This is a genomic window from Mucilaginibacter limnophilus (assembly GCF_004005815.1).
GTDB classification, from domain to species: domain Bacteria; phylum Bacteroidota; class Bacteroidia; order Sphingobacteriales; family Sphingobacteriaceae; genus Mucilaginibacter; species Mucilaginibacter limnophilus.
This window is the reverse complement of the sequence record NZ_SACK01000001.1, coordinates 292,894-316,449: the sequence shown is the minus strand read 5'-3', so window position 1 is coordinate 316,449 and position 23,556 is coordinate 292,894. Positions and strand designations below refer to the sequence as shown.

17 protein-coding genes are annotated in these 23,556 nt (G+C 41.2%); 3 read left to right on the top strand and 14 right to left on the bottom strand.

Going from position 1 to position 23,556, the window contains the following annotated elements; translation table 11 throughout:
* The first annotated feature begins 60 nt into the window (after positions 1 to 60).
* Both EOD41_RS01395 and EOD41_RS01390 read left to right on the top strand, forming a co-directional pair.
* Complete coding sequence (locus EOD41_RS01395; protein WP_127702991.1) at positions 61 to 1,659, top strand: hypothetical protein; 1,599 nt, start codon at positions 61 to 63, stop codon at positions 1,657 to 1,659.
* 57 nt (positions 1,660 to 1,716) lie between these two features.
* Complete coding sequence (locus tag EOD41_RS01390; RefSeq protein ID WP_127702990.1) at positions 1,717 to 3,147, top strand: DUF5723 family protein; 1,431 nt, start codon at positions 1,717 to 1,719, stop codon at positions 3,145 to 3,147.
* On the opposite strand, the gene tsaB is transcribed toward EOD41_RS01390, so the two are convergent.
* The 5 genes from tsaB to mscL form a co-directional block, all read right to left on the bottom strand.
* Positions 3,142 to 3,837, bottom strand: a complete 696-nt coding sequence (tsaB, locus tag EOD41_RS01385) for a tRNA (adenosine(37)-N6)-threonylcarbamoyltransferase complex dimerization subunit type 1 TsaB (protein WP_127702989.1) — start codon at positions 3,835 to 3,837, stop codon at positions 3,142 to 3,144. The two genes, EOD41_RS01390 and tsaB, sit on opposite strands and share 6 nt — an antisense overlap.
* A gap of 6 nt (positions 3,838 to 3,843) precedes the next feature.
* Complete coding sequence (gene yidD / locus EOD41_RS01380) at positions 3,844 to 4,086, bottom strand: membrane protein insertion efficiency factor YidD (protein WP_394342454.1); 243 nt, start codon at positions 4,084 to 4,086, stop codon at positions 3,844 to 3,846.
* Positions 4,083 to 4,466 (bottom strand): ribonuclease P protein component, encoded by a 384-nt coding sequence (rnpA, locus tag EOD41_RS01375; protein ID WP_127702988.1) that lies wholly within the window; start codon positions 4,464 to 4,466, stop codon positions 4,083 to 4,085. Before rnpA ends, yidD begins: the two co-directional genes overlap by 4 nt.
* Positions 4,467 to 4,540: 74 nt before the next feature.
* Positions 4,541 to 4,699, bottom strand: a complete 159-nt coding sequence (gene rpmH, locus EOD41_RS01370) for a 50S ribosomal protein L34 (RefSeq protein WP_127702987.1) — start codon at positions 4,697 to 4,699, stop codon at positions 4,541 to 4,543.
* An 88-nt stretch (positions 4,700 to 4,787) separates the two neighbouring features.
* Positions 4,788 to 5,201 carry a large-conductance mechanosensitive channel protein MscL gene (mscL, locus tag EOD41_RS01365; protein WP_127702986.1) on the bottom strand — a complete coding sequence of 138 codons (414 nt, stop codon included), beginning with the start codon at positions 5,199 to 5,201 and terminating at the stop codon, positions 4,788 to 4,790.
* A gap of 155 nt (positions 5,202 to 5,356) precedes the next feature.
* Here mscL and rpoN point away from each other — a divergent pair, with 155 nt between their 5' ends.
* Positions 5,357 to 6,829, top strand: coding sequence for an RNA polymerase factor sigma-54 (gene rpoN / locus EOD41_RS01360; RefSeq protein WP_127702985.1), 1,473 nt, complete (start codon positions 5,357 to 5,359; stop codon positions 6,827 to 6,829).
* 21 nt (positions 6,830 to 6,850) lie between these two features.
* Here the strand turns inward: rpoN and EOD41_RS01355 are convergent, their stop codons facing one another.
* From EOD41_RS01355 to EOD41_RS01315, 9 genes are all read right to left on the bottom strand, one after another.
* Positions 6,851 to 7,555: an NUDIX hydrolase gene (locus EOD41_RS01355; RefSeq protein WP_127702984.1), complete on the bottom strand. Its 705-nt coding sequence runs from the start codon at positions 7,553 to 7,555 to the stop codon at positions 6,851 to 6,853.
* 91 nt (positions 7,556 to 7,646) lie between these two features.
* Positions 7,647 to 8,891 (bottom strand): L-fucose:H+ symporter permease, encoded by a 1,245-nt coding sequence (gene fucP, locus EOD41_RS01350; RefSeq protein ID WP_127702983.1) that lies wholly within the window; start codon positions 8,889 to 8,891, stop codon positions 7,647 to 7,649.
* A gap of 186 nt (positions 8,892 to 9,077) precedes the next feature.
* Positions 9,078 to 11,540, bottom strand: coding sequence for a glutaminase family protein (locus tag EOD41_RS01345; protein WP_127702982.1), 2,463 nt, complete (start codon positions 11,538 to 11,540; stop codon positions 9,078 to 9,080).
* 109 nt (positions 11,541 to 11,649) lie between these two features.
* Positions 11,650 to 12,795 (bottom strand): glycoside hydrolase family 130 protein, encoded by a 1,146-nt coding sequence (locus tag EOD41_RS01340; RefSeq protein ID WP_205780467.1) that lies wholly within the window; start codon positions 12,793 to 12,795, stop codon positions 11,650 to 11,652.
* Between the two features lie 19 nt (positions 12,796 to 12,814).
* On the bottom strand, positions 12,815 to 14,995 hold the full coding sequence (locus EOD41_RS01335; protein ID WP_127702981.1) for a GH92 family glycosyl hydrolase: 2,181 nt from the start codon (positions 14,993 to 14,995) through the stop codon (positions 12,815 to 12,817).
* A gap of 22 nt (positions 14,996 to 15,017) precedes the next feature.
* Positions 15,018 to 17,294: a GH92 family glycosyl hydrolase gene (locus EOD41_RS01330; RefSeq protein WP_127702980.1), complete on the bottom strand. Its 2,277-nt coding sequence runs from the start codon at positions 17,292 to 17,294 to the stop codon at positions 15,018 to 15,020.
* Positions 17,295 to 17,382: 88 nt separating this feature from the next.
* Complete coding sequence (locus EOD41_RS01325) at positions 17,383 to 18,558, bottom strand: prolipoprotein diacylglyceryl transferase (RefSeq protein WP_127702979.1); 1,176 nt, start codon at positions 18,556 to 18,558, stop codon at positions 17,383 to 17,385.
* A 61-nt stretch (positions 18,559 to 18,619) separates the two neighbouring features.
* On the bottom strand, positions 18,620 to 21,772 hold the full coding sequence (locus EOD41_RS01320; RefSeq protein ID WP_127702978.1) for a SusC/RagA family TonB-linked outer membrane protein: 3,153 nt from the start codon (positions 21,770 to 21,772) through the stop codon (positions 18,620 to 18,622).
* 38 nt (positions 21,773 to 21,810) lie between these two features.
* A complete protein-coding gene (locus EOD41_RS01315; RefSeq protein WP_127702977.1) occupies positions 21,811 to 23,556 on the bottom strand; it encodes a RagB/SusD family nutrient uptake outer membrane protein in 1,746 nt (581 codons plus the stop codon).

Genomic DNA, 23,556 nt, shown 5'->3' with positions numbered 1-23,556 from the left:
AATGTTGCAATATGCTGTGCTTAGCATAAAATATATAAATTGCACGTTTTAAACTGATTAATGAAACGGCTTATTATTATAACCCTTGTATTGCTTATAGCCGCAGGTTATATAACGACTGCTTATTTCAAAAATTTAAATCCGCCCGGCCTTAGTACCAATCAGGTAATGAGCAACATACCCAATACTGCTGCCCTGATACTTGAATATGCCGACGAAAAAAGCTTTTATGATATTTTCGCCGGGAATGATCTACCTGCTTCGGTAATTGGACCACAATCACTAAAAGACTTTGATATTTTACGCCATACGCTGATAGAAAGCACTGCCCTGAACGACTTTTTTGAAGGACAGAACTTGTTTATTTCTCTGCATCCGGCGCAAGGTGATAGTATAAATTACCTGCTTACAATAGTCCCGACCAAAGAGTTTGACAATGACGATTTTGAAAACATTGCAGATATCAAAAATCCTGGCCTTCTAATTACTCCTTTGAAAATAAATGGTAAAAACGGCTATAATATTTATTTAAAGCAACCCCGTAAACGCTTTTACTTAATTAACAAAGGACACAACATACTAACAGGAAGCTTTTCAAAAGAACTTGCAAGCCAAAGCGCGGCTTATACCGGTACAAAAGAGCATGGCTTTGCCTTGTTGCCAGCTCAACAAAACACTCATGCCCTGGCTAATTTGTACATTAATTACAAACAGTTAAACGCCTTATATAAGCGCTTTTTTAGTTACGATGCCGGAATGTTTAAACAGTTCAGAAATCTATCTGCAACAGCCGTATTAAGCCTGAACTATAAAAGCGACGCGTTAATGTTTAACGGCCTTACTACCATTAACAATGGCCAAAAAGGATACCTTAATTTGTTTCTTAAACAGAAACCGGTTCAAAACCGACTAAAAAATATTTTTCCGTCAACTACGGCGTATTTTACCAGCTATGCCCTGTCGGATATAAAAACGTACACTACCGCGCTTGATAACTGGCATAAACAAACATCGGCAGATGAAATACAACTGATCAATACCATACAAAATGAAACCGGTGTAGATATCAGGCACGACATTGGCAGTGATTTATCAAATGAATTTGCCATCATTACCACACGCTTTCAGGAACGATTGGGTATAATATCCATAAAAAATGGCGACAGGCTGCTACCTGCTTTATTAAGTATCAGTTCGCCAATGAGCGAAAATAGCGGTAGATTTAATTACGATAAAATACCATACTTTTTGTTCGGCGATAGCTTTGATGTATTCAAAAAGCCGTTTTTTATGATTTTAGATAATTACCTGGTACTGGCCAATAGCTATCAGGAACTTGAGAGCTATCGTGAAAGTTATATTAACCGTAAGTTCCTGGTAAAAATGGACGATTACAGCCGGTTTGATAACCTGATGTCGCAGCGGAGCAACATATTGTTTTACCTGGATATAAAAAATGCCACACCTGTTTTTAAGCGTGACATGCAAAAAGATCTGTTCGGCATATTCAATAGTAATACATCCGGCTGGCAAAACGTTGCAGGTGTATCATACCAATTTACGGCATCAGGCGATGGCTTCTATACCAATTTTTGTATAGGAAAAAATAGTGAAAGCGGTGACAAAACCGACACATCCGTAAATTTAAATGAACAATAGCAGCAAAATAGTGTTCAAACATAAAACCTGGCGAAGGGATCCATGAGGCTACTTATAATGAAGAAATTATTACTTTTTATCTCTTTTTTGTTTATTTCTGTTACCCTCAACGCTCAAACATTTTCGCAATACAATACTGAGACGCTTTTCGATTCATTTGAAAACCCTTCGCAACGCTCGTTTATTCGCGACTCGAGCAACATGTATGCTTCAAACTTTTTTATACCAAACTTTGGTGGCAATGCTTTTTTAAGGGGAAATGCGCAAAGATCAATAACTACAAGGCTTTTTGATGAACGGTATAATAACTCAGATCTGCGCATAGGCGAAGCCAGGTTCAACCATGTCAACATTAACGCCAGCGTTTACCTGCTGATGCTAAAAATGTACAGCAGTTTGAAAGGCGACCAGGAAATCGGCTTTTCAATTAAATACAAAGCTGAAGCAAGAGGATTGATAACGGATGAAACCATTGCACTTTTTAACGGCGCTGCAAACTTCAACACACAGCAGTATGATAATCTGATTAACAGTAAAGGCGATTATCAAAACTATTACCAGGTTGGTTTTTCATACCGGGAGAAGGTATCAAGGCGTGTAGCGCTTGGTGCTAAACTAAATTTCCTGATGGGTGTGCAGCATCAGCGTTTAACCATTCATGAATCGCATCTGGCATTTGACCCTGCCGGTGAAAATGCGGACGTAGCCTTGCGAGCGACTTATTATAGAAGCTACTTTCCGGGTAAGCGCGATATTATAGATTTTACCCCATCGTTGCGTAATCCGGGAGCATCCATTAGTTTAGGCGGATCAGTTAAGGATGAAAGTGGTTTAATCTGGCAGGCAAATGTTAAAGATTTTGGTTTTATACATTGGAGTAAACGTTCTGCCCGTTTCGATATTAATGACGTCCGCAGGTTTTCAGGGTTAAAAAGCCCCGACAGGGAAGAGAATGTAAAACAAACTGCAAAAGAGTTTATTAACTCCGGGGATAGCACAATAGCATCTTATATCACCCCAACCAACGGTGTGGCCGAGCTAAGTGCATCCAAGCAATTTTGGCTGAATTACGATCATACTTTAAAACTTTTCCCCTCATTGATCATTCAAAAGCAATTGTTTTATCAGGGTTTTACCGGTGCATTAGTTAATCATGTACAATACAATAACCTGGTTTTAACTTTAAGTGCGTCATATAACGATCTGCGAATGCTTAATGTAGGCGGACAATTTATGTTTAAGACGCCTAATGCCGAGGTATATATCGGCAGCGAAAGGCTTTTACCTACCGCAAGGCTTGCTGGCAGGCAATCAGAATATCGAAGTAGTTATGTAGGAGGTGATGTTTTTTTTGGTGTAGCGTTTAAATTCGGCCCTCCAATTGAAAGTCCGCTTAATGCGAGCCGTATACCAATGGGCGAAGAAAAAGGTTTCCTGGGACGTTTCTTTGATAAGATGTTCGGCAAGAAACCCAAAGGCGAATTATAGCGCTTTTTTACCGGCTATAAAATCTTTCAGGTAGAAAGGCTCGAAATAGGCTACATCTTCAAACTCGCCTGCTTTAAATTTTTGATAAGCTGCTATTGTTATGTAAGATGCAGAGTTAACAAAGTCAGTTTTTACATCAGCATTAATATTATTCCCTAATACGCTTTGACACTTTTCGGCGCCATCCCCAAAAAAAATAATTTTATGCTGGATTAATTGTTGTGCGAAGCTGTTATTATCGATTATTTCTGCCGACGTTGCAGTAATCCTATTGCCCTTTGGATCAAATAAAGCAGTATATACCTCCATACGGCGGGCGTCTATCATCGGACAAAGCAAGGTATCATCATCAATTTCAGCAGCGTATTTATCAACTGCTCCGGCCGCCATGGCTTCAAGCGTTTCAACGGCAATCAGCGGTTTATCAAGCGCGAAACACAGTCCCTTTGCAGTTGACACACCTATTCGTAATCCTGTATATGAACCCGGCCCTGAACTTACAGCGATAGCATCCAACTGATTATATGCAAGGCTTGAGTTTTGTAAAAGCTCATCAATAAATAGCGTAAGCACTTCGGCGTGTATATTACGCTGATCAATAAGTTTGTTATCAATCACCTTTCCGTTTGCCGAAACGGCTACCGAACAGGCTGTAGTTGCAGTTTCTATTTGAAGGATAATATCTGTCATAATGTATCAGGGTACAGGATCATGCCCGTGTCCGCCCCACGGATGGCAGCGGGCAATGCGCTTCAAAGTTAACCAACCGCCTTTAAAAACGCCATGCTTTTTTATAGCTTCGGCGCCATATTGCGAGCAGGTAGGCGTATAACGGCAAGCAGCGCCGGTTAGCGGTGAAATAAAGTATTGGTAAATTCTGATAAGTAATAAGAAGATAAAGCCTAATACGGCTTTAACCGCATTTAACATCCACTTCATTTCAGCACCTCCGCACTAAGCTGATTAAGTAGCTTAATCATTCTTTTCTCGAACATATTATAACCTTCAATCTCTTTACCTATATAGGTGATAGATAGCAGGATGTTTATTTGGGAAGATGAAAGGGCATCGTAAAGCAGCTGCTGTTTGTGCAGTCGATAAGCTTCGCGCGAGCGGCGTTTAACCAGGTTACGATCTACCGCACGTTTAAATTTTTTTTTGGATACCGAAAAAACTACCTGCGCAGGATAAGACTGGGGCTGATCAGCAAGCACCCACGAAACCTTGAAGGGATAACATAAAAAAGAAGAACCGTTATGATAAAGCTGTTCTATCAGCTTTTTATTACATAACCGTTCTTCTTTTTTAAAAGTATGCATAGTTGCGGAAGTTTTTGAACCAGAACACGCTTGCGCCCACGGTTCAAATATAGCCGCAGCAGAAAATACCGGGATTAAGCTTTGTGACGACGCTCGTCAGACACGGTTAACCTTTTTCTGCCTTTAGCACGCCTTGCAGCTAATACCCTGCGGCCGTTTGCAGTTGCCATACGCTCACGGAAACCGTGTTTGTTTCTTCTTTTTCTTTGAGAAGGCTGGAAAGTTCTTTTCATCGCTATATATAGTTATTCGTCGTTTTAAAAAACAAGAGCGCAAATTTAGCGTTTTCCTGCAACTTTTCAAACATAAACTTAAAAATAACTACGCGCGTTGTTTTGCCAGTATATCGCGTATTTCGGTAAGTAAAACCTCTTCTTTTGTAGGCGCAGGCGGTACCGAAGGTGCCACCTCTTTTTCCTTTTTAAGCGAGTTAATAGCCTTAACTACCAGGAATATACAAAATGCCACAATAACAAACTGTATAACCGTATTTATAAATTTTCCATATAATATGGCAACTTCCGGCGTTTTAGCTGCTTCATCAGCGGCTTTAAGCAGGATCTTTTTGTCTGAAAAATCTACGCCGCCGGTTATAAACCCTATTGGTGGCATAATTACATCGTTCACTAATGAAGTTACAATTGAACCGAAAGCAGCACCAATGATAACACCCACTGCCAGGTCGACCACATTGCCGCGCATGGCAAACTCTTTAAATTCCTTTACAAAGCCCATAGCGTTAACAGTTTAAGATTGTTTAAAGTAAAAAATAATCAACCGTTAAAACAAATATATTCTTTTGGCATTTTAACAACATTGCCACTTGCATTAGCACATGCTTTACTTTTTTAAGTTAAACTAATGATGTACTTTTGTGGCTTCTGCTAAGTATGCTAAAACAAAATCTTCAACAAAAACTATTACAAAAACTCTCGCCGCAGCAAATTCAATTTATAAAATTGTTGCAGGTGCCTACCGTGTCTTTAGATACCCGTATCAAAGAGGAACTGGAAGAAAACCCGGCGCTTGAAGATATAAGCCTTACTAACTTAAACGAACCGGAAGAACAATATCCCGACCGCGACCCCGACGACGATTTCAGCAATGATAATGAAGGTGGCGAGGCCGATGAATTCAATATAGACGATTACCTACAGGACGATAATCTCAACGACTACGGCTCACGTTACGACCAAAACGGCGATGACGAGGATGATAAAAAGGAAATGCCCATCGCCATACAAAGCTCTTTCTTTGAAAATCTTCAGGCACAGCTCGACCTGCTTCCTCTATCAGACAAAGATTTTATGATTGGCCGCCAAATAATTGGCAGCCTTGATGACGATGGATACCTGCGCCGTCCTATCATGTCACTTACCGATGACCTGGCGTTTTCACAAAACGTAATGGCAGAGGACGAAGAAGTTGAGGAAATGCTGAAGGTGATACAAACCTTCGATCCTCCTGGGGTTGGCGCACGCAGTTTACAGGAATGTTTATTGATACAACTGCGCAAAAAGGACGTTAACGATCCGATAATCAAAAAGGCCATTCTGGTTGTAGAAGATTACCTTGACGAATTCACCCGCAAACACTATGATAAGCTTGAGAAGTCACTTAACATGACCTCTGAAGAACTTAGAGGGGTTGTTAATGAGATATTGAAACTTAACCCGAAACCGGGTGATTCAAATGAGGTAAATACAAAACAGCTGCAAGTAATTCCTGATTTTCATATTACCAATAATGACGGCACACTTGTACTTACGCTTAACTCAAAAAATGCGCCTGAGTTAAAAGTAAGCCGCTCATACCAGGAGATGTTTCAGCATTACGAAAAAGCATCGCAAAAAGATAAAAAGTTAAAAGAGGCAGTACAATTTGTAAAGCAGAAGCTTGATTCGGCCAAATGGTTTATTGATGCGATAAAGCAGCGCCAGCAAACGCTGCTTAAAACCATGAACGCCATAATGCTGTACCAGTACGATTTCTTTTTAACCGGTGACGAGAAGAACCTTAAACCGATGATACTGAAAGATATCGCTGATAAAATTGGCATGGATATCTCAACAGTATCGCGTGTGGCCAACTCGAAGTATGTGCAGACTGAACATGGTACATTCCTGCTAAAATCATTCTTCAGCGAAGCTATACAAACCGAAAGCGGCGAGGAAGTATCAAACAAAGAGGTAAAAAAGATCTTGCAGGAGCATATTGGCAAAGAAGATAAACGCCATCCGCTGGCTGACGAAAAGCTTACTGAAATATTGAAAGAGAATGGCTATAACATTGCCCGCCGTACCGTTGCTAAATACCGCGAACAAATGAATATCCCTGTAGCCCGCCTGCGTAAAGAATTATAGTTTTAAATCTTTATAATAGCTTTAAAAAAACTTATCGGGATTAGGCACCAGATTCAGAAACGCGTTGAAGTTTTTGATGTAATGTGATTTATCAAGCGTATAATAAAAAGCGCCTTTTTTTGAAGATTGTTTATCTTTCTCGTTAAGTTTAACTAACAACCCGGTTGAAAGCAGCTTACGACTGAAGTTTCGGTCGTCAAATTTGGTTTCAAATACACCTTCATACAAAGCCTGTAATTGTGGAATAGTAAATTTTTCGGGAAGTAACTGAAATAATATAGGGTGCAGCGCAGCTTTATACATTAATTGCTTATGCGCCAGCTTTAGCATTTCATTGTGGTCGAAAATCAGTTCCGGTACTTCATCCAGTAAAAACCACTCGGCATGGTATTCATCACTAAGCTGTTTTTCATACTGATGAATGTCAATCAATGCGAAATAAGCTATGGATAACGCCCGTTCAACAGGATCACGGTCCGGATTACCAAAAACCCGCAGCTGATCCATATACACATTTTTAAGCCCTGTACGTTGTTCAAGTACGCGGTTAGCGGCGGCATCAGGTGATTCATCAGGTTCCATAAAACCGCCCATTAAACTCCACCGTCCTATTTCAGGTTCAATGTTGCGTTGCACCAGCAGCAATTTCAGGTTCCATCCGTCAAAGCCAAAAATTATACAATCGGTAGCTACTAAAACTTTTTTGGCGTTGGTATATTTCTGCATATCTGATTTTTAAACGGATGGTGTATGGTTTACAATTATAAATAATTATTAACAACAATTATAAGCTTGTAACCTCAGCGCTTCCAATGTACTACGCAGCGTTCTTATTAAGCTTAGGATATAAAAATGCAAAGAAGAATATCACCGTATAACAAATGATTGGCAGGTAGTATGATGCGGCCACGTCGGTATTGGCGATCTTGCCCATAAAATAAGGAAAAATAGCACCGCCAACTACACCCATTACAATGAATGATGAACCTTGCTCGGTGTGCTTGCCTAAGTCTTTTAAACCTAAGCTGAATATGGTTGGGAACATGATACTGAAGAAGAAGTTAAGCATTAAAAGGGCTGTAAATGACACCCAGCCTAAGCCCTGCGCTATTATAACACACATTAAAATACTTCCACCGGCAAAAATAGTTAGTAATTTATGCGGAGCTATTACATAGCGCATTAATGCAGTACCCACAATACGCCCAAGCATCATAAGCACCATACTAATTGAGAAATAATTGGTTGCCACTGCGTCTGAAAGGCCTAACACTTCGTGCCCGTAGTTTATAAAAAACGCCCAGGTACCGCCTTGTGCAGCAACGTTAAATAACTGTGCAACGGCCGCGAATACAAAGTGTTTTTGATGTATAAGTTTTGATGATGGTTTCTCTTCGGCAGCAATAGCATAAGTATCAGTGGCAATTACATGCGGATCGGTAAGATTTTTATCAACTTTAATAAACGAAAATATAATAGCTACCAGGGTTATAACGCATCCTATTGCTATGTATACCAGCTTCACTTTATCCATACCCGCGGATTGTGAATTGTCATCGCCCGAAAATATAAATGTGCTGACAATAAGAGGACCTACTACAGCACCAATGCCGTTAAATGTCTGCCCAAAATTCACACGCTGATCACTGCTTTTTTGACTACCCAGAGAAGCAATAAATGGATGGGCAACGGTTTCAAGCGTAGCCAGGCCGCAGGCTAACACAAAAAGAGCTATCCTGAAAAAGCCAAACGATACAGACTCAGCAGCCGGAACAAATAGAAAAGCGCCTAAAGCATATAATGCTAATCCAAGCAACACACCACTTTTATAACCATATTTTTTCATGAACAAACCTGCCGGTATGCCCATAATAAAATATGCGCCAAAAATGGACAACTGTACCAAACCCGATTGCGACTTTGTTACACCAAGTACGTTTTGAAAATGTTTATTTAAACCATCGCCCATAGTGATGGCGATGCCCCATAGCATAAATAACGACGTGACAAACGCAAATACTACATAGTACTGCTTCTCGGTTAGTTTAGGTTTTTGATCCATGATAGCTTAAACAGTTTAGCGGTTATAATATGGCTGCGTGCAGCGGGGCTAAAAGTAATATAAATATTCAAAAAAGCGGGCCTTATTGCTCAAATAATCAATTGTATAAATAACATTACAAAAGGAAAGCGGCGCTTATTAAGTAAGCGCCGCTTAGTGTTAAACGTATATATTCGTTTGTATAGTTTATTTAGCGTGCATTTTGTCGTACAGCTGTTTCATAAAGTACCCACCCACAACGCTACGTGCCTGGAAGCCTACCATTTTACCGTCGGTAGTTTCGTGCCAGTCGTTCATAGGTACACGCGATGGCGTTTCAAGCGCAAATTTATGAATAGGGTCAATCAACGCTGCAAAATCCTGCGGATTAGCAGCGAACGTTGCTGTCCATAAAATCCAGTCGGATTTTGTATAAGTTTTACGGCTATCTAAAGGCAGGCCGAAAGCGTTTTGTTTCGTGAGATAGTATTTTATTTCCTTGTCATACACTTCCTGCGGAAATAGGTTCAGCTCTAATACCTTATCCCAAACCAGGTTATATTTCTGGCTCCAGGTACCTTTATTGTCAAACGTAAGCGCGTAATGATCGCCATCATTAGCCATCTGCATCCATCTGCCGGCCATGTCTTTAGCAATGGCCTGATATTTTTCTGCAGTAGCAGTTTCACCCAACTTTTCAGCAAGGTCAGCATAGCATGCAATACCTACAATGGCTTTAACTGATAAGTTGGCGTTACGTGCAAGGTGACCGGCAAAGTCATCGGTACAAAGTTGTGTTTTGGGATCGAAGCCTTCTTTTACCAGATAGTTTACCCACTTGCTTAATACTGCCCAGTGTTTTTTTGCATAATCAGCCCTACCTTCAGCTTTCGCAATAGCGGCGGTAAGAATTATCATATTTCCAGATTCTTCTACTGGCATATCCTCACCGTAGGTTTGACCATTAGCCAGCGGATAGGTACCTAAATCATGCGCAGCAAAATCTTTAGGAAACTTTCCGCTTTCGCTATAGTAAAAAATACCATTAAGCATACCTTTCAATAACCCCGGGTTATAAATCAAATAAAGCGGCGCCGATGGATAAGTAACGTCTACTGTATTTATAGAACCATTGCTGAAATTTTCTTTAGACAACCAAAGCAAATCGCCTTGCGGACTTTTCACTAATTGATGTGCTGCAATGCTTTGGCGGTATCCCAATACGCACAGATCAGCGTAATTTTTACCGCCTGATTTTTGAGCGTCAGCATACATCTGTTTGTTGAACGCGTCGCATTTTTGCATTACTGATTTATACTCCGCAGCAGCCTTGGTTAACTGGCCTTCAATAGTTTCTTTACCTGAGGTGTTCCACCACGGGCGAAGGTTTTGTTTAAAGTATTGTATTGAATAAATGTCATCGTAACCAATCTCTACAAACTTTTCAACCGCAGTACCACTAACCCTACCAAACGGTATTACTGTGTTTAATGAAAGCTTTTTACCTTTAGTAGCAGTTGACGTTTTTGTGCCGTTTCTGAAAGCATTGGCGGCTTCGCCTTCGGTAGTTATAAATTGTAATGTACCTGATGGTTTTGGTACCGCGACGTACATGTATCCCCAATCAATACGCAAATCGTCACCACGTTTTTGCAATATTGGTTGCTCGATAGTACCTGCCTTTAATATTGATAACTTAGCAGTTGAATACTTAGTAGCTTTTACTTCCTGAATAGAACGGTTAACCGCAATATCTGTAGATGCAGCCAGGTAAACTTTTACCTCATGACCTTTGCCATCATTTGATTTTACATTGTAACTGATGTATGATACCGGCCTCGCCAGTATGCCCAGATCACTCATCAGTAACGGCGAAGTAAAGGTCAGTTTCAGGTCGACTTTACCACATTCAAATTTATAGATGGTTTGGGTAGCGTTTATATCAACTGAATTTTGTTTGGCCAACTGTATGGTTTGCGCTTTCTCTTTCTCCTTTTCAACCAAACCAAAGTCAAGCCATTGTCCGCCTGCTGTATTTGCCACATGCACGGCGATAACATTTTTGCCTTCTTTCAGTTTATCCTTGAACTTATCGGCAGGAATCATTTGAAAATCCTGAGTCCAGCCTGTACGCTCAAATATCTTCTCGCCGTTCAGATAAACTTCTACATTATCATCATGCGATAGCTTTAAAAATAACTTGTTGATATCACGTTTGGCGAAGTTAAACGTACGACGAACCCATAAGTCGTTGCTTTTCCACACGGTTTTAGCGGCGCCCGCGTTATCACCAAAAGGCGCGGCACCGGTTTTCCAGGCCGCATCGCTGTAACCTTCTTCCATCCAGTTGCCATCAGGCTTTGTTTCAGAATATTTTACAGTATAAGCAGCCTCGTCTGAAGCAGGCAAGATTGTCCTGTAAGTTTGTGATTCTTTACCTAAGAACCTGTAAACTTTACCATCAACGCTTATCAGGCCTAATAACGATTGATCGGTACCGGTCCAGTGTTTGGTTGACGAAGCTGTTAATTCATCGGTTGTTGACCATATACTGAAATATGGATTGTGAGTAATCAAAGGATATGCCGGTGCCTTACGCTCCTGCGCATGCACAGCATTAAACGCCATACTGCATAACAGCAGTAAACCGGCTTTGATGTTTAAGTTCATAGGATATTGTGGTTTAATGAGGCCTCTAAGTTATAATAATTGTCGTTATGACAAAAATAAAACGGTTTATTAATAACAAAACCCTATGAACTTATCCTATCATCAAAGCTTATTTTTTTACTGATTTACGCTTAGCAGGATCGTATATAGCAACTGCCACACGCGAATCGGCACAACCATAGTAAAGGAACCATTTGTTCTTAAAGTAAACCAGTCCTTCAATAAATACAGTTCCGGCAGGATACTGGCCACTTTTCTCAAATGATGCCTCAGGAATCAGAAAAGGCTTGTCTAAACGGTGAAGTATCTTTGTTGGGTCAGTAGCTGAAAACAGTATCTGCCCTGCGCAATATGCGTTGGTTGTGTAGTTTTTATCACCACCAGTGGCGTTGTTTTTGCCATTGTATAACAGCACAATTCCACGGTCGGTCATAACAGCCGGCGGACCGCATTCGGTAAGCTGACTATCAAAAAATCCTTCACGCGGAGAGGCCAGTTTCTTCAAAGTACTGTCGGCGTTAATTAGCGGCTCCCAGTTCACCAGGTCGGTTGAGGTAGCGGCATAAACATTTTCTTCGCCCCAATACATAAAGTATTTGCCGTTTATTTTAGTAATTACCTGTTTACCATTAACAACTTTGGTAACCACAGATGCTGATTTGGTAGCCAGGTTAAAAAACTTACCATTGTACGCGTCCTGGAAAACAGGACCGGCTTTCGTCCAATGCAGCAGATCTTTTGAAGTAGCAGCGGCTAAACGGGGCACTTTTTGGTTCCACTGAGTATATAGTATCAAATAAGTGCCGTCAGCTGTTACAGCTACGCGTGGGTCTTCACAGCCACCGCGCCATTCAAATTCTTTCTGGCTGTCTTCACCCGGATACAGAACCGGAGCGTCGTTTTTTTTCATGCTGATACCATCAGCACTCGAAGCTATACCGATGCGTGAAGTACGCTGGCCTATCCCCTCGCCCGAATGATCTTCGGCACGATAAAGCACATATATCTTATCGCCCTTTACCGCAGCGGCCGGATTAAAGGTATCACTTGGTTCCCACTGCGCTTCCTTTTTCTGCATAGGGCAGTAAAAACGTGAAGCTGTATCAGGATTAATAACAGGGTTAACACCTTCAGGCCTTACAAATGGTCCTAACGCCCACGACGGAAGGTTGGTTTGTGCAGTTTGCGCATGCAATTGCCCGCCAATTAGCAGGAAGAACACCACCACCTGCATTGCTTTATAAAGATTTCTCATATACTAATTGGTTGTATTTTTATTTAAACGAAGGTTGCTCAGCTGTTATACCCCATTTTTTGTCAGGCTGCTCTGTCAGCGTAAAAGTCATAGTTCCGCCGTTTTTAAATTCGCTCAACGGTATCCATGGGTTGTTCCAGCTTTTGTTATTGATTTTAAGTACTGCAACATACGGTTTTTCCTCCGAACCGCCTTTGATGGTAAGCGTTTTGCCGCCTTTTAAATGAATTTTGATAAGGGGGAAAGCCGGACTGTTTACCGAGAAACCGCCATAAGCAGGCACCACCGGAAATAAACCAATATTGGCAAACACATACCATGCACCCATAGCGCCCAAATCGTCATTACCCGGTAAACCCATGGGGCGGTTGGTGTACTGCTCTTTAACAATTCGACGGATAAGCGCCTGCGTTTTCCATGGTTTGCCAATCCAGTTATACGTCCATGGCACCTGGAAATCGGGCTCGTTACCTGCCGCAAACCACTCTTCATGATAGTTGGCGTTCAGTTTTGAAAAATATTCGTCGAGGCGCTGGTCGGCAGCTTCATTACCGCCAATGGTATCAATAATTCCTCTCAGGTTATAAGGCACCATCCAGAAGTAGCTTTTGTAGCTGGCCTCCCGCATGTCGTCGTTCTGACCTTTCCAACTGCCATCGGCATTGCGTGACCGCAGCCACTTGGTTGACGGATCATACAGATTTTTCCACCAGCGTGAACGCTCAAGATATTTATTGTAAGTAGCTTTATCGCCAAGTGCATCTAACGCGAATTTGCCGATAGCGAAGTCGGCAGAAGTGTACTCCAAATTGCGTGAGGCATCACAATAACCTTTTTCAAGATACTGTTCCAACTGCGGACGTGTCAGCCTGTCCTGTGATTTAGTTCCGGGTACCTCTGCACCGCGTCGCATTACGGTTAAAGCTTCTTTCGCATCAAAATCTGTAGCGCCGAAAGCATAGGCATTGGCAATTACAATTGAAGTCGGGTCGCCTTGCATAATACCAGTTTCGGTACTGGCCATAACCCAGCGCGGCAAACCACCACCCGATGCATTAGCAAAGTTTATGGTCGATTTTACAACATCACTTGCTTCCTTAGGTGCTAAAAGTGCCATTAACTGTATTTGCGTACGGTAAGTATCCCAATTGCTGTATGAAGTGTAATTATCATACCCTTTGGTTTTATGTACTTTATAATCAGCACCAATGTATTCACCGTTCACATCGTTTGAAATATTAGGGTGCGCCAGCGCATGATAAAGGTGGGTATAAAACTGCGTTGTTAAATCGGCACTCCCGCCTGATACTTCAATCTTACCTAAATATTTATTCCAGGCCGCTTGTGCTTTGTTTTTTGTGGTGATAAAATCCCATCCTGTATTTTCAGCTTTTAGATTTAGTTTGGCATTGGCCAGCGACACATATGAAATGGCAAACTTGTAACGGATTACTTTTTTTGCCGACACATTAAAAGTAAAATACGCGCCCGTGCCCGGTCCTGAAGCGGATTTTTCTGCCGATATTTTGTCATCCTTCCATGTACCTGATGCTACCGGGGCGGCGTCAAATTGTGCTACGAAGTACACTCGGTAGTTAACCGGCTGCTCAGGGCCGCAAAACGAGCCGCCATCAGCATAGCCCTCGCACATGCCTGGACCGGTGATTTTAATGTATGCTTCACTAAGCTTGGTAGCATTGGTTCCTGAACCGATTACTACAGTAGCACGTTTATCTTTTGCAGGATAAGTGAACTGCGCCATACCTGTACGCTTGGTAACGGTTAAGCCAGCCTGTATATTATCAAAAAGATTAACGCTGTAATAACCGGCTACTGCTTTTTGTACTTTGTAACCGGGTTTAAAACCTGTCATCCCTTTTGGCGATTCTTTCAGTTCGCCATGTAATGGTAATAACGGGAAATTACCCATATGGTCGCAACCCGCTCCACTTAACTGGTTCACAACAAAGCCCCTATCAGCTTCAAAAAAAGTCGGCGTAAACTGCACAAGTCCCATTGGATACAAAGCGCCCGGGAAGGTATAACCTGCTTCAAGGTAACGCTCGTTTACACCATGCCCTTTGCCTTCATTACCTATCAGCGTGTTTACTTTATCAGCATAATTGATGCCTGTTTGCGCGTAGCTAAAACTCGCCCATGTAAATGCAGCTGCATAAACTGCCAGTAATTTTCTTCTCATTTATACTTGGTTGATTGTACTCTTATTTTACAGTTTGGGCCGATAACGAGAACGGCTTATCATCGTCAGCTATGCCTCTTAATGTATTTGGCTTGTTACCCATCTCAAATTTCAACACACCTCCATTTGTGATATCGCTGTGTTTGATAAAGTTATGATTATATGTTTTACCGTTCAACGTAGCCGATTGAATATACACATTCTGTTTGCTGTTGTTATTGGCTTCAATAACGAACTTTTTGCCGTTTTCAAGTGTGATGGTTACTTTGTTGAATACCGGGCTGCCGATAACATACTGATCGGTACCCGGGCAAACGCTGTAAATACCCAGCGCGCTCAGCACATACCATGATGACATCTGCCCTTGATCTTCATCGCCGGGGAAGCCGCTTTCACTGGCATTATACAACCTGTCCATTACCTGGCGTACGTGGTACTGCGCCTTCCAGGGCTGGCGTGCATAGTTGTACAGATAGATCATGTGCTGTATAGGCTGGTTGCCATGTGCATACTGTCCCATATTGGCCAGCTTCATTTCTGTCATTTCGTGAATCTCCACGCCATATTTGCCGGGGACGATAGTGTTTGGCATTCTGAATACTGAATCAATCTTATCGGCAAAATTCTTTTCGCCGCCCATCAGGTTCTGCAAACCTTGTATATCATGAAAAACCGACCACTGCCAATGCCATGCGTTACCTTCAGTGTATGGGCCACCCCAGGCAAGCGGATCAAAATCTTTTACCCATTCGCCGTTAATCTGCTTACCGCGCATAAAGCGGGTTGACGGATCGTAAAGGTTTTTGTAGTTATACATCTGACGTGAAAATACATTGGCATAGAAATCATTGCCCGTTTGTTTGGCCAGTTGATAACCGCAAAAATCATCATATGCCGATTCAAGCGTTTGTGCAAGTGATCCCTCTGATTCCGGATAAGGAATAAAGCCTGCCTGATAATATTCTTTCCAATGCGGCCGGCCGTTGGCTGCTCCCCACGGACCTTTGTTGGTAGCCTCGTGGTAATAAGCAGCCAAAGTTTCTTTAGGGTCGACGGTACGAATACCTTTAACCCAGGCATCAGTTATCAGAGATATCGCATGGTTGCCAAGCATGCCACCGGTTTCGCCTGGTTGCGACCATGACGGGAACCATCCGCATTGCTTTTGCGCCTCAACCAACGCATGTACGTATTGGCCCTGCATTTTAGGGTGCATAATGGTATTTAAAGGAAACTGTGCACGGAAAGTATCCCAAAAACCGTTGTCGGTATACATATAACCGTCGTGCAGCTTACCGTCGTACGGGCTATAGTAATATGGCTTGCCGCTTTTGTCATACTCAAAAAAGCTGTGTGAAAACAGGTTTGCGCGAAACAGGCATGAATAAAAAGTTGCTTTATCGGCTTCAGTACCGCCTTCAACCTCTACCCTATGGAAAAACTCATTCCATATATTAAAGGCAGCGTTTTTGGTGTCTTCAAACTTCTTGTATTTACCTAACTCACGTGCCAGTGTTACTTCAGCCTGATCATTACTAATGTATGATGAAGCTGTTTTAACCTGTACGGTTTCGCCGTCTTTAAACTGAATGTATGTGCCTATGCCACTGCCTTCGCCGTCAAGCTTACCGGCCCATATTTCGCCATTTTTGTTTTCCCAGGTACCGTAAGCTTTAAACGGCTTATCAAACTGGATTACAAAATAGTTTTTGAAATTATCAGGCGCCCAACGCACGTTGTTTACCCAGCCGATTATTTTACGTTCTTTCGGCAGAATCTTTACCATGCTCATTTTGGTATAACCGTCGAGCACAATGTACGAGCCACTACCTTTTGGAAAAGTAAATTTCAAATGCGCACCACGCTCAGTTGGCGACATTTCGGTAGTTATCTTATTATCAAAAGTAACCTTGTAATAGTGCGGTTTGGCTATCTCGTTCTTATGGTCGAATTTCGATGCCCTGTCGTTATCCTTCACAACAAGCTTACCTGTAACAGGCATCAGGCTGTAAACACCATAATCGTTAACCCATGAACTGCATTGGTGTGATTGCTGGAAACCGCGTATCACATCCACAAAGTACTGGTACTTCCAACCCTCACCGTTCGGGCCGGTATGCGGTGTCCACGTGTTCATGGCAAACGGCAGCGAAACCAGCGGGTATGTATTGCCATAAGAAAGTTCATACTTTGAATTGGTGCCTTGTAAGGTATTGGCATACTTCACTAAATCGGCATCTTGTGCGTAAAGTTTGCCTGCAACTAACATGGCGCCGGCAATAAGTATTCTTCTCAACATTAAGTAACAGATTTTCGGTAAATGGTAACCGTTGTTATAACAGCAAAACTAACAAATAAATTGATTTAGCAAACACGATTTATTAAACCTATAAATTAGTTGATGCTTTTTGCCGGTACATTATAAGGTTGCGGCCTATGATGACTAATCCGGTTAAACCGCCTAGCATCATCAATAAACCGATTATTTCTGCCTGTGTGATAGATATAGCTCCTATTTTATATTTGTTATTTACCCTTAGCTGTTCAATCAAAAATCGTTCAAGCCCATTTAAAATTAAATACAAACTAAACATTAGGCCGGGGATGGTTAAACTGCGCCTGATAAACCATAAAAAAGCAAATAATCCGATGCATATTACTGCCTCATATAATGAAGTTGGATAAACGCCAAACGGCAACTGATAACAATAGTTCCCAAAGCAATTTTTGATTTGTACACCAAATTCTATAACGTTATGCGGAAAGTTGTATGACCAGGCCCAATCGGGCAGCCATTGCAACCAGTCGGGTTTCGGGTGATGATTTACTATTCCCCAGTCGCCGTCTCCTGATAAGTGACAACCAATACGCCCTATTCCGTACGCAAGCATCATTCCGGGTGAGCCTATATCGGCAAGATGCACTAATTTCATACCTCTGTTGAAACCAATGTATAAATAAGATAATGCCCCAAATGTTAACCCACCATAATACGTAAATCCATTTGCTGAAAATAACTCTCTAACCGGATCATCAATAAACATATTCCAGTTTTCGAGCAAATGAAACAGTTTTGCGCCAATAAAGCCCCAAAAGCCAACAGAGAACACAATTAACGGCATCAGTTGATAAGGATGCACAACCTTTTTTATTGTGCGGGGTACAGAAAGCTGTTCTTTTTTTCTGTCCCTGTATATCCAGTATCCCCATATGATGGATCCGGCAATACCTGTTATCCAGTTGCCTTGTATAGAAAATAAAATTTCCCTATGGCCAACAGAAAAAGCTTTATAGTTAATTATAATATAAACCAATTTATAGCTCAATACAAAACCCAGCAGGGCGTTAACTGCAATTTCTAAAGGCCGTGGCGCTAAACCAGTTATTTCATTGCGCTGAAAAGCATGTATTAATCCTTCCCTTTCTTTTCGTTTAAATTCAGATACAAACACCTTGTATGCTGAAATAAAGGCAAGTGCAACAAAAAAACCGAACGTGTAAACAGGTATAGGAAACTTTACCCTGAATAAGTATTCTGTTAAGTCTGAAATTGTAGGAAACATGAATTATAAATATAAAAAAGCACCGCTTACACGGTGCTTTTTTATAGGAACTATATTGCCTTTAAAATCCTATTTGCAAACCAAGGTTAATTACTCTTTGGTTAATATAAGCATCGCCTGCAGTGTTAGTAGCAACTTCAGGGTCTTGCTGATATTTCTGGAAGTTTGTCCAGGTAAACAAGTTATAAGCACTTAAATATATACGTGCGTTGTTAAGTTTAAAAGGTAACATTTTAGTTGGCAGTTGATAACCAAAGTCAACTGTTTTTAAACGCAGGTAGAAAGCATTTAACAACCAGTAATCAGAAAAATATGCTGACGGGCTGTTAAGGTTAGTAGGATTACGTGTTAACCTTGGGAAATTAGCATTCTCAGCATTCTCTGGTGTCCAGCGTTCCTGGTGTATTGGTTGGAACTGGCTTTGGAATGGCTCGATACCAGTACCCAATACAGCAAAGCTGTAGTTAAACGAGCTTTGGAATAATATGCTTAAGCTGAAACCATTGTAGCTAAAGCCCAGGTTTAAACCTAAGTTTGTATTAGGCAAATTCGGGCGGCCTATTTGCGTTTGGTCACGAAGGTCTATCAATCCGTCACCATTAAGGTCTTTATATTTCAAATCACCTGCTTTTATAAAGTCAGTACTTGTTGGATCAATGGAATATACCGGCACAGCAACAGGAATACCTCCCCCTACAGGGTTGCTGGTTAAATAAGATTTTGCCGCATCAACTTCAGCCTGAGAGTAATATCCTTCAGACACATAACCAATTTGCTGGCCTATAGAGTAACCTGTTAATCTACGGTTAGCTGCAACGTATGGCGGCTCATCCATGTTCAGGATAGTGTTTTTAGCATACGAAAACACCAAACCCGAACTGAACTGCAGTTTACCAAATGATGTAGTATAGGTTAACTGACCGTCGAAACCGGTGTTAAGGGTTTTACCCAAGTTTGAGGCAGGCAAATCTACACCCAGTATTTGTGATACTGATTTAGGTACTATGATCTGGTCATATCTGATATCGCGGAAATAATCGAATGTGAACGAGAATTTGTTATTAAGGAAGTTTGCATCCAAACCTATATCCATTTTCCTCGATTTTTCCCAAATTACACCCGGGTTACTTAAATTACCCTCTGAGTACGATACTGTTGACCTTGGCGTTTCACCAAAATTGTAGCCGGCACCGCTGTTATAAAATTGCAGATAAACATATCTGTTGTTCGGAGCGGCATCAGACCCCACCAGACCGTATGAACCTCTAAGTTTGAACAGGCTAAACGTTGGTAATGCCTTTTTGAAGAATTCTTCCTGATCAAGACGGTAACCTACACCTACCGCAGGGAAGAAACCATAACGTTTGCCGGCCGCAAAACGATCAGTACCGTTATACGCAGCGTTGAAATCAATTAAGAATTTTTGCTTGTAATCATAACCCAACTTACCGGATATACCTCTGAACTTTTGTGGTACACCTACCCTATCTGCAGCAAGCAACGGGTAAGTATAATATGTTTCTGAGGTTTGATTAAATAAAGCCAAACCGGTGAAGTGATGTGAACTGTTGAAAGTACGGTCGTAGTTGGCAAAAAACTGGATGTTGGTGTTTGTTGTAAATATGTTGGTTCCACCTACATAAGTGTATGGCTCATAAACATATTTTGCACCAGGGCCTAATTCGTAGCGTTGTGCTTCATTAGTAATAGAAGGATCAGGATTATAGTAATAATAAGGAAATTGAGCACTTCCTACAGTACCTTTGGTAAACTCTTCCCTGCTTGAATAAGCAAGCCTTGCTGTAACCGATAAGCCTTCAGTAAAATCATCAAGCTTTTGAGTACCGCTTACTAATACGTTAAAGTCGGTACGGCGAGGATGATCATAACCACCAGTAGCTAAACGAGCATTAATTGTAGGTAATTGGCCCGGGTTAAACTGTGAGCGTGCATAAGCAAACCTACCGTCAGGGTTTAAAAATGGCGCACTAAAAGGCGTGATTTTGGTAAAATCATATACCTCACCCAACACATTTAAATTACGGGGCTGGTTCAAATCAGAAAAACGTGATGTAAGGTCAAACCTGAATGTTAAGTTTTTATTTGCCTTTAAATCAAGGTTTGAGCGGAAATTATAACGTTTAAAATTATAAGATGTATTTACTAAATCCTGCGCATCAGCAAAATCTTTTGTTAAACCATTTTGAACAAGCGCACCGCCCGATATAAAGTATTTAACTGTTTCGGTACCGCCTGATATATCAAGGTTTGAGTTAACCTGATATGTGTTTTTCTTAAACAGGCTGTTATACCAATCTACATTCGGGTATCCGTCAAAATCATTGTCATTGTTCAATAATGCCAATTGATCATTATTAAAAATAGGTTGCAAGCCATCGTTTGTCTGTGCTTCATTAATCAGCAAAGCAGATTCATAAGCATTAAGAAACTTTGGTGTACGTGTATTAGCCTGGATACCACTTTCTAAACGGAAGTTAAATTTTGGTGCACCACTTTTACCTCGGCGTGTTGTTACAACTAATACACCGTTTGCACCTTTAACACCATATACCGCGGTTGTTGAAGCGTCTTTTAAAATAGAGATATTTTCTATCTCGTTAACGTTTATCTGTTGAAGCTGCTCATAAGTATATTCAATATCGTCAACAATGATAAGCGGCTTGTTACCATCCGTGTTTAATGAACTTACACCACGGATGAAAAAGTCAGAAGCGTCACGTCCGGGCTGGCCAGATGCCTGCTGGGAAAAGAAACCGGGTAATCTACCTGTTAGCGCGTTTTGTACGTTAGCAGTTGGTACGGTACGTATTTCAGTTGCAGAAATTGAACTCACAGAACCGGTGTTGGTAGGCCTTGTACTTTTGCCGTAGCCAACAATTACTACTTCATCCAAACCTTTGCTGTTTGCCGCAAGTATAACGTCTACACTGGTTTTACCAGCTACATTTACTTCCTGGTCAACATTGCCTATATATCTTACTATAATAGCGTTTGATGTACCTCTAAGCGTTATCTTAAACCTACCGTTGCCATCAGTAACGGTACCATTTGTTGGCAAGCCTTTTTCTACAACCGAGGCGCCCGGTAATATACCACCCACATCACGTACACTGCCGGTGATTGTTTTATTTTGCGCATAGGCAAATGGCAGTGCTAATACTATAAAGAGGAAAATGAGTATTATTTTTCTCATAACTGTTCAGTTAAATTAATTAAGCTAATTTTTTTTGTTTACCAACCCGGGTTTTGTTTCATATTAGGGTTCTTTAAAACCTCTACATATGGTATTGGGTAGAAATACATCTTATTTTGTGCAGCTTCAAACTTGGTTTGCAGCACATTTACCCTGTTATACTCGTATGAGGTTTCACCTAATTTGATTATTGATAATCCTTGCCTTGGCTGGTTCATTACTGTCTCAGCTATTTTCCACCTTCTTATATCAAAAAATCGTTGTTCTTCAAATGCCAGTTCTGTACGGCGTTCGTTTCTTATCAAGTCACGCATCTCAGTTTGGCTAATGTTATCCCGTATGCCATAAGTGCCTGCTACTCCTGCTGTGTTCTCAGCTATACCCGCGCGTTTACGCAATTCGCGTAAATCCTGTTTTAAAAGAGGTGCATTAGGCCCGTCAATCTCATTTGACGCTTCTGCAAAGTTCAAATACAATTCAGCATTTCTGAAAACTACCCAGTCACTCCAGTGATTATCAAACTTTTCAGCACCTTCCCATTTACCCATAAATTTACGCATGTAGTAGCTTGTACGGGTTTGTATCTGGGTGCCATTTGGCTTGCTTCTGCCGCCCTCAAATGTTTCTACCTTGTTGGTAGCAGTATTTGTTCCTACCCAGGTTGAGCCGTTGTAGAAAACTGTATAATCAAGCCTTGGATCACGATTGAAATAAGGATTATTATCGTTGTAACCTGATTGAGGATCAGAAATAGCCAAGCCATTTCTCATAGTAAAGGCATCAACAAACTCTTGAGTAGGACTTGTTGCACCTCTGGAAACAGGCGCCGGGAAATTTATTGGGGCTTGTGCTTCTTCTATATTATCTGAGTTACCGCTATTGTCTGACGATTCAATGGCCCTCACAAAAATAACTTCTTCATTATTTGGGGTAAGAAACACATTCCGGAAGTCAGGAAGCAGTGTCCGGTTTACAAGTAAAGCTTCGGCAGCTGCATTCCTTGCACGTACCCAGCGTTCTTTTACGTCGCCGCCAACATATCCAAGTAACGGATTAGTAACTCCTTCATTATACAAAGGACTGGCAGCATACAGCAGCACTTTTGATTTTAAAGCAAGTACTGCCCTTTTGGTAGCCCTGTGGCTATCCTGATCTTTCCTTTCCACAAGTATTGAATCTTTAATAGCATCACATTCGCTAACAATATAGTTTACACAATCTTCAAAATTGTTTCTTGGTAACGCCACATCATCGTCAAGTTGATACACCTTATCACCTAAAATTGGAATACCGCCGTAACGTTTTAACAATTCGAAATAAAAATATGCGCGAAGAAAGCGTGCTTCGCTTTTCCAGTTGTATTTTCTTAAAAGATTATTGCTTTCCTTCAGGTTAGTAGGTACCGCATCTATATTGTTAATAAAGATGTTGGCCCTGCGAATGCCAATATAAAAATCATCCCATACATCTTCACTGCCGGGCATACTGTTTGACGAATAGCTACCGGTAGAAAGTATGGTTAAATCATTTGATTCTGCAGTTGATGTTACAGCATCATCAGATGCAGCATCAAGGTAGCTGTCTGATATACGGCCATGACCAAATTTCATAACACGGTAAACACCTAACAAAAAGGCTTCAGCTTTGGTACCCGCAGAGTCATTTTTGTCAAATATAAAATCAATAGTTACCCTGTCAACCGGAACCGGCTCATACTTTTTACAAGCAAACAGAAACATTCCTGTAGCAAGCAGCACTAATATTATTGGTTTTTGCTTCTTCAT

Coding starts and splice junctions, on each gene's coding strand:
- mscL (WP_127702986.1), bottom strand. CDS start 5,201: ATGGGCTTTGTAAAGGAATTTAAAGAGTTTGCCATGCGCGGCAATGTG.
- yidD (WP_394342454.1), bottom strand. CDS start 4,086: ATGAAGTGGATGTTAAATGCGGTTAAAGCCGTATTAGGCTTTATCTTC.
- EOD41_RS01345 (WP_127702982.1), bottom strand. CDS start 11,540: ATGAACTTAAACATCAAAGCCGGTTTACTGCTGTTATGCAGTATGGCG.
- rpoN (WP_127702985.1), top strand. CDS start 5,357: ATGCTAAAACAAAATCTTCAACAAAAACTATTACAAAAACTCTCGCCG.
- EOD41_RS01330 (WP_127702980.1), bottom strand. CDS start 17,294: ATGTTGAGAAGAATACTTATTGCCGGCGCCATGTTAGTTGCAGGCAAA.
- tsaB (WP_127702989.1), bottom strand. CDS start 3,837: ATGACAGATATTATCCTTCAAATAGAAACTGCAACTACAGCCTGTTCG.
- rpmH (WP_127702987.1), bottom strand. CDS start 4,699: ATGAAAAGAACTTTCCAGCCTTCTCAAAGAAAAAGAAGAAACAAACAC.
- EOD41_RS01320 (WP_127702978.1), bottom strand. CDS start 21,772: ATGAGAAAAATAATACTCATTTTCCTCTTTATAGTATTAGCACTGCCA.
- rnpA (WP_127702988.1), bottom strand. CDS start 4,466: ATGCATACTTTTAAAAAAGAAGAACGGTTATGTAATAAAAAGCTGATA.
- EOD41_RS01355 (WP_127702984.1), bottom strand. CDS start 7,555: ATGCAGAAATATACCAACGCCAAAAAAGTTTTAGTAGCTACCGATTGT.
- EOD41_RS01390 (WP_127702990.1), top strand. CDS start 1,717: ATGAAGAAATTATTACTTTTTATCTCTTTTTTGTTTATTTCTGTTACC.
- fucP (WP_127702983.1), bottom strand. CDS start 8,891: ATGGATCAAAAACCTAAACTAACCGAGAAGCAGTACTATGTAGTATTT.
- EOD41_RS01325 (WP_127702979.1), bottom strand. CDS start 18,558: ATGTTTCCTACAATTTCAGACTTAACAGAATACTTATTCAGGGTAAAG.
- EOD41_RS01315 (WP_127702977.1), bottom strand. CDS start 23,556: ATGAAGAAGCAAAAACCAATAATATTAGTGCTGCTTGCTACAGGAATG.
- EOD41_RS01340 (WP_205780467.1), bottom strand. CDS start 12,795: ATGAGAAATCTTTATAAAGCAATGCAGGTGGTGGTGTTCTTCCTGCTA.
- EOD41_RS01335 (WP_127702981.1), bottom strand. CDS start 14,995: ATGAGAAGAAAATTACTGGCAGTTTATGCAGCTGCATTTACATGGGCG.
- EOD41_RS01395 (WP_127702991.1), top strand. CDS start 61: ATGAAACGGCTTATTATTATAACCCTTGTATTGCTTATAGCCGCAGGT.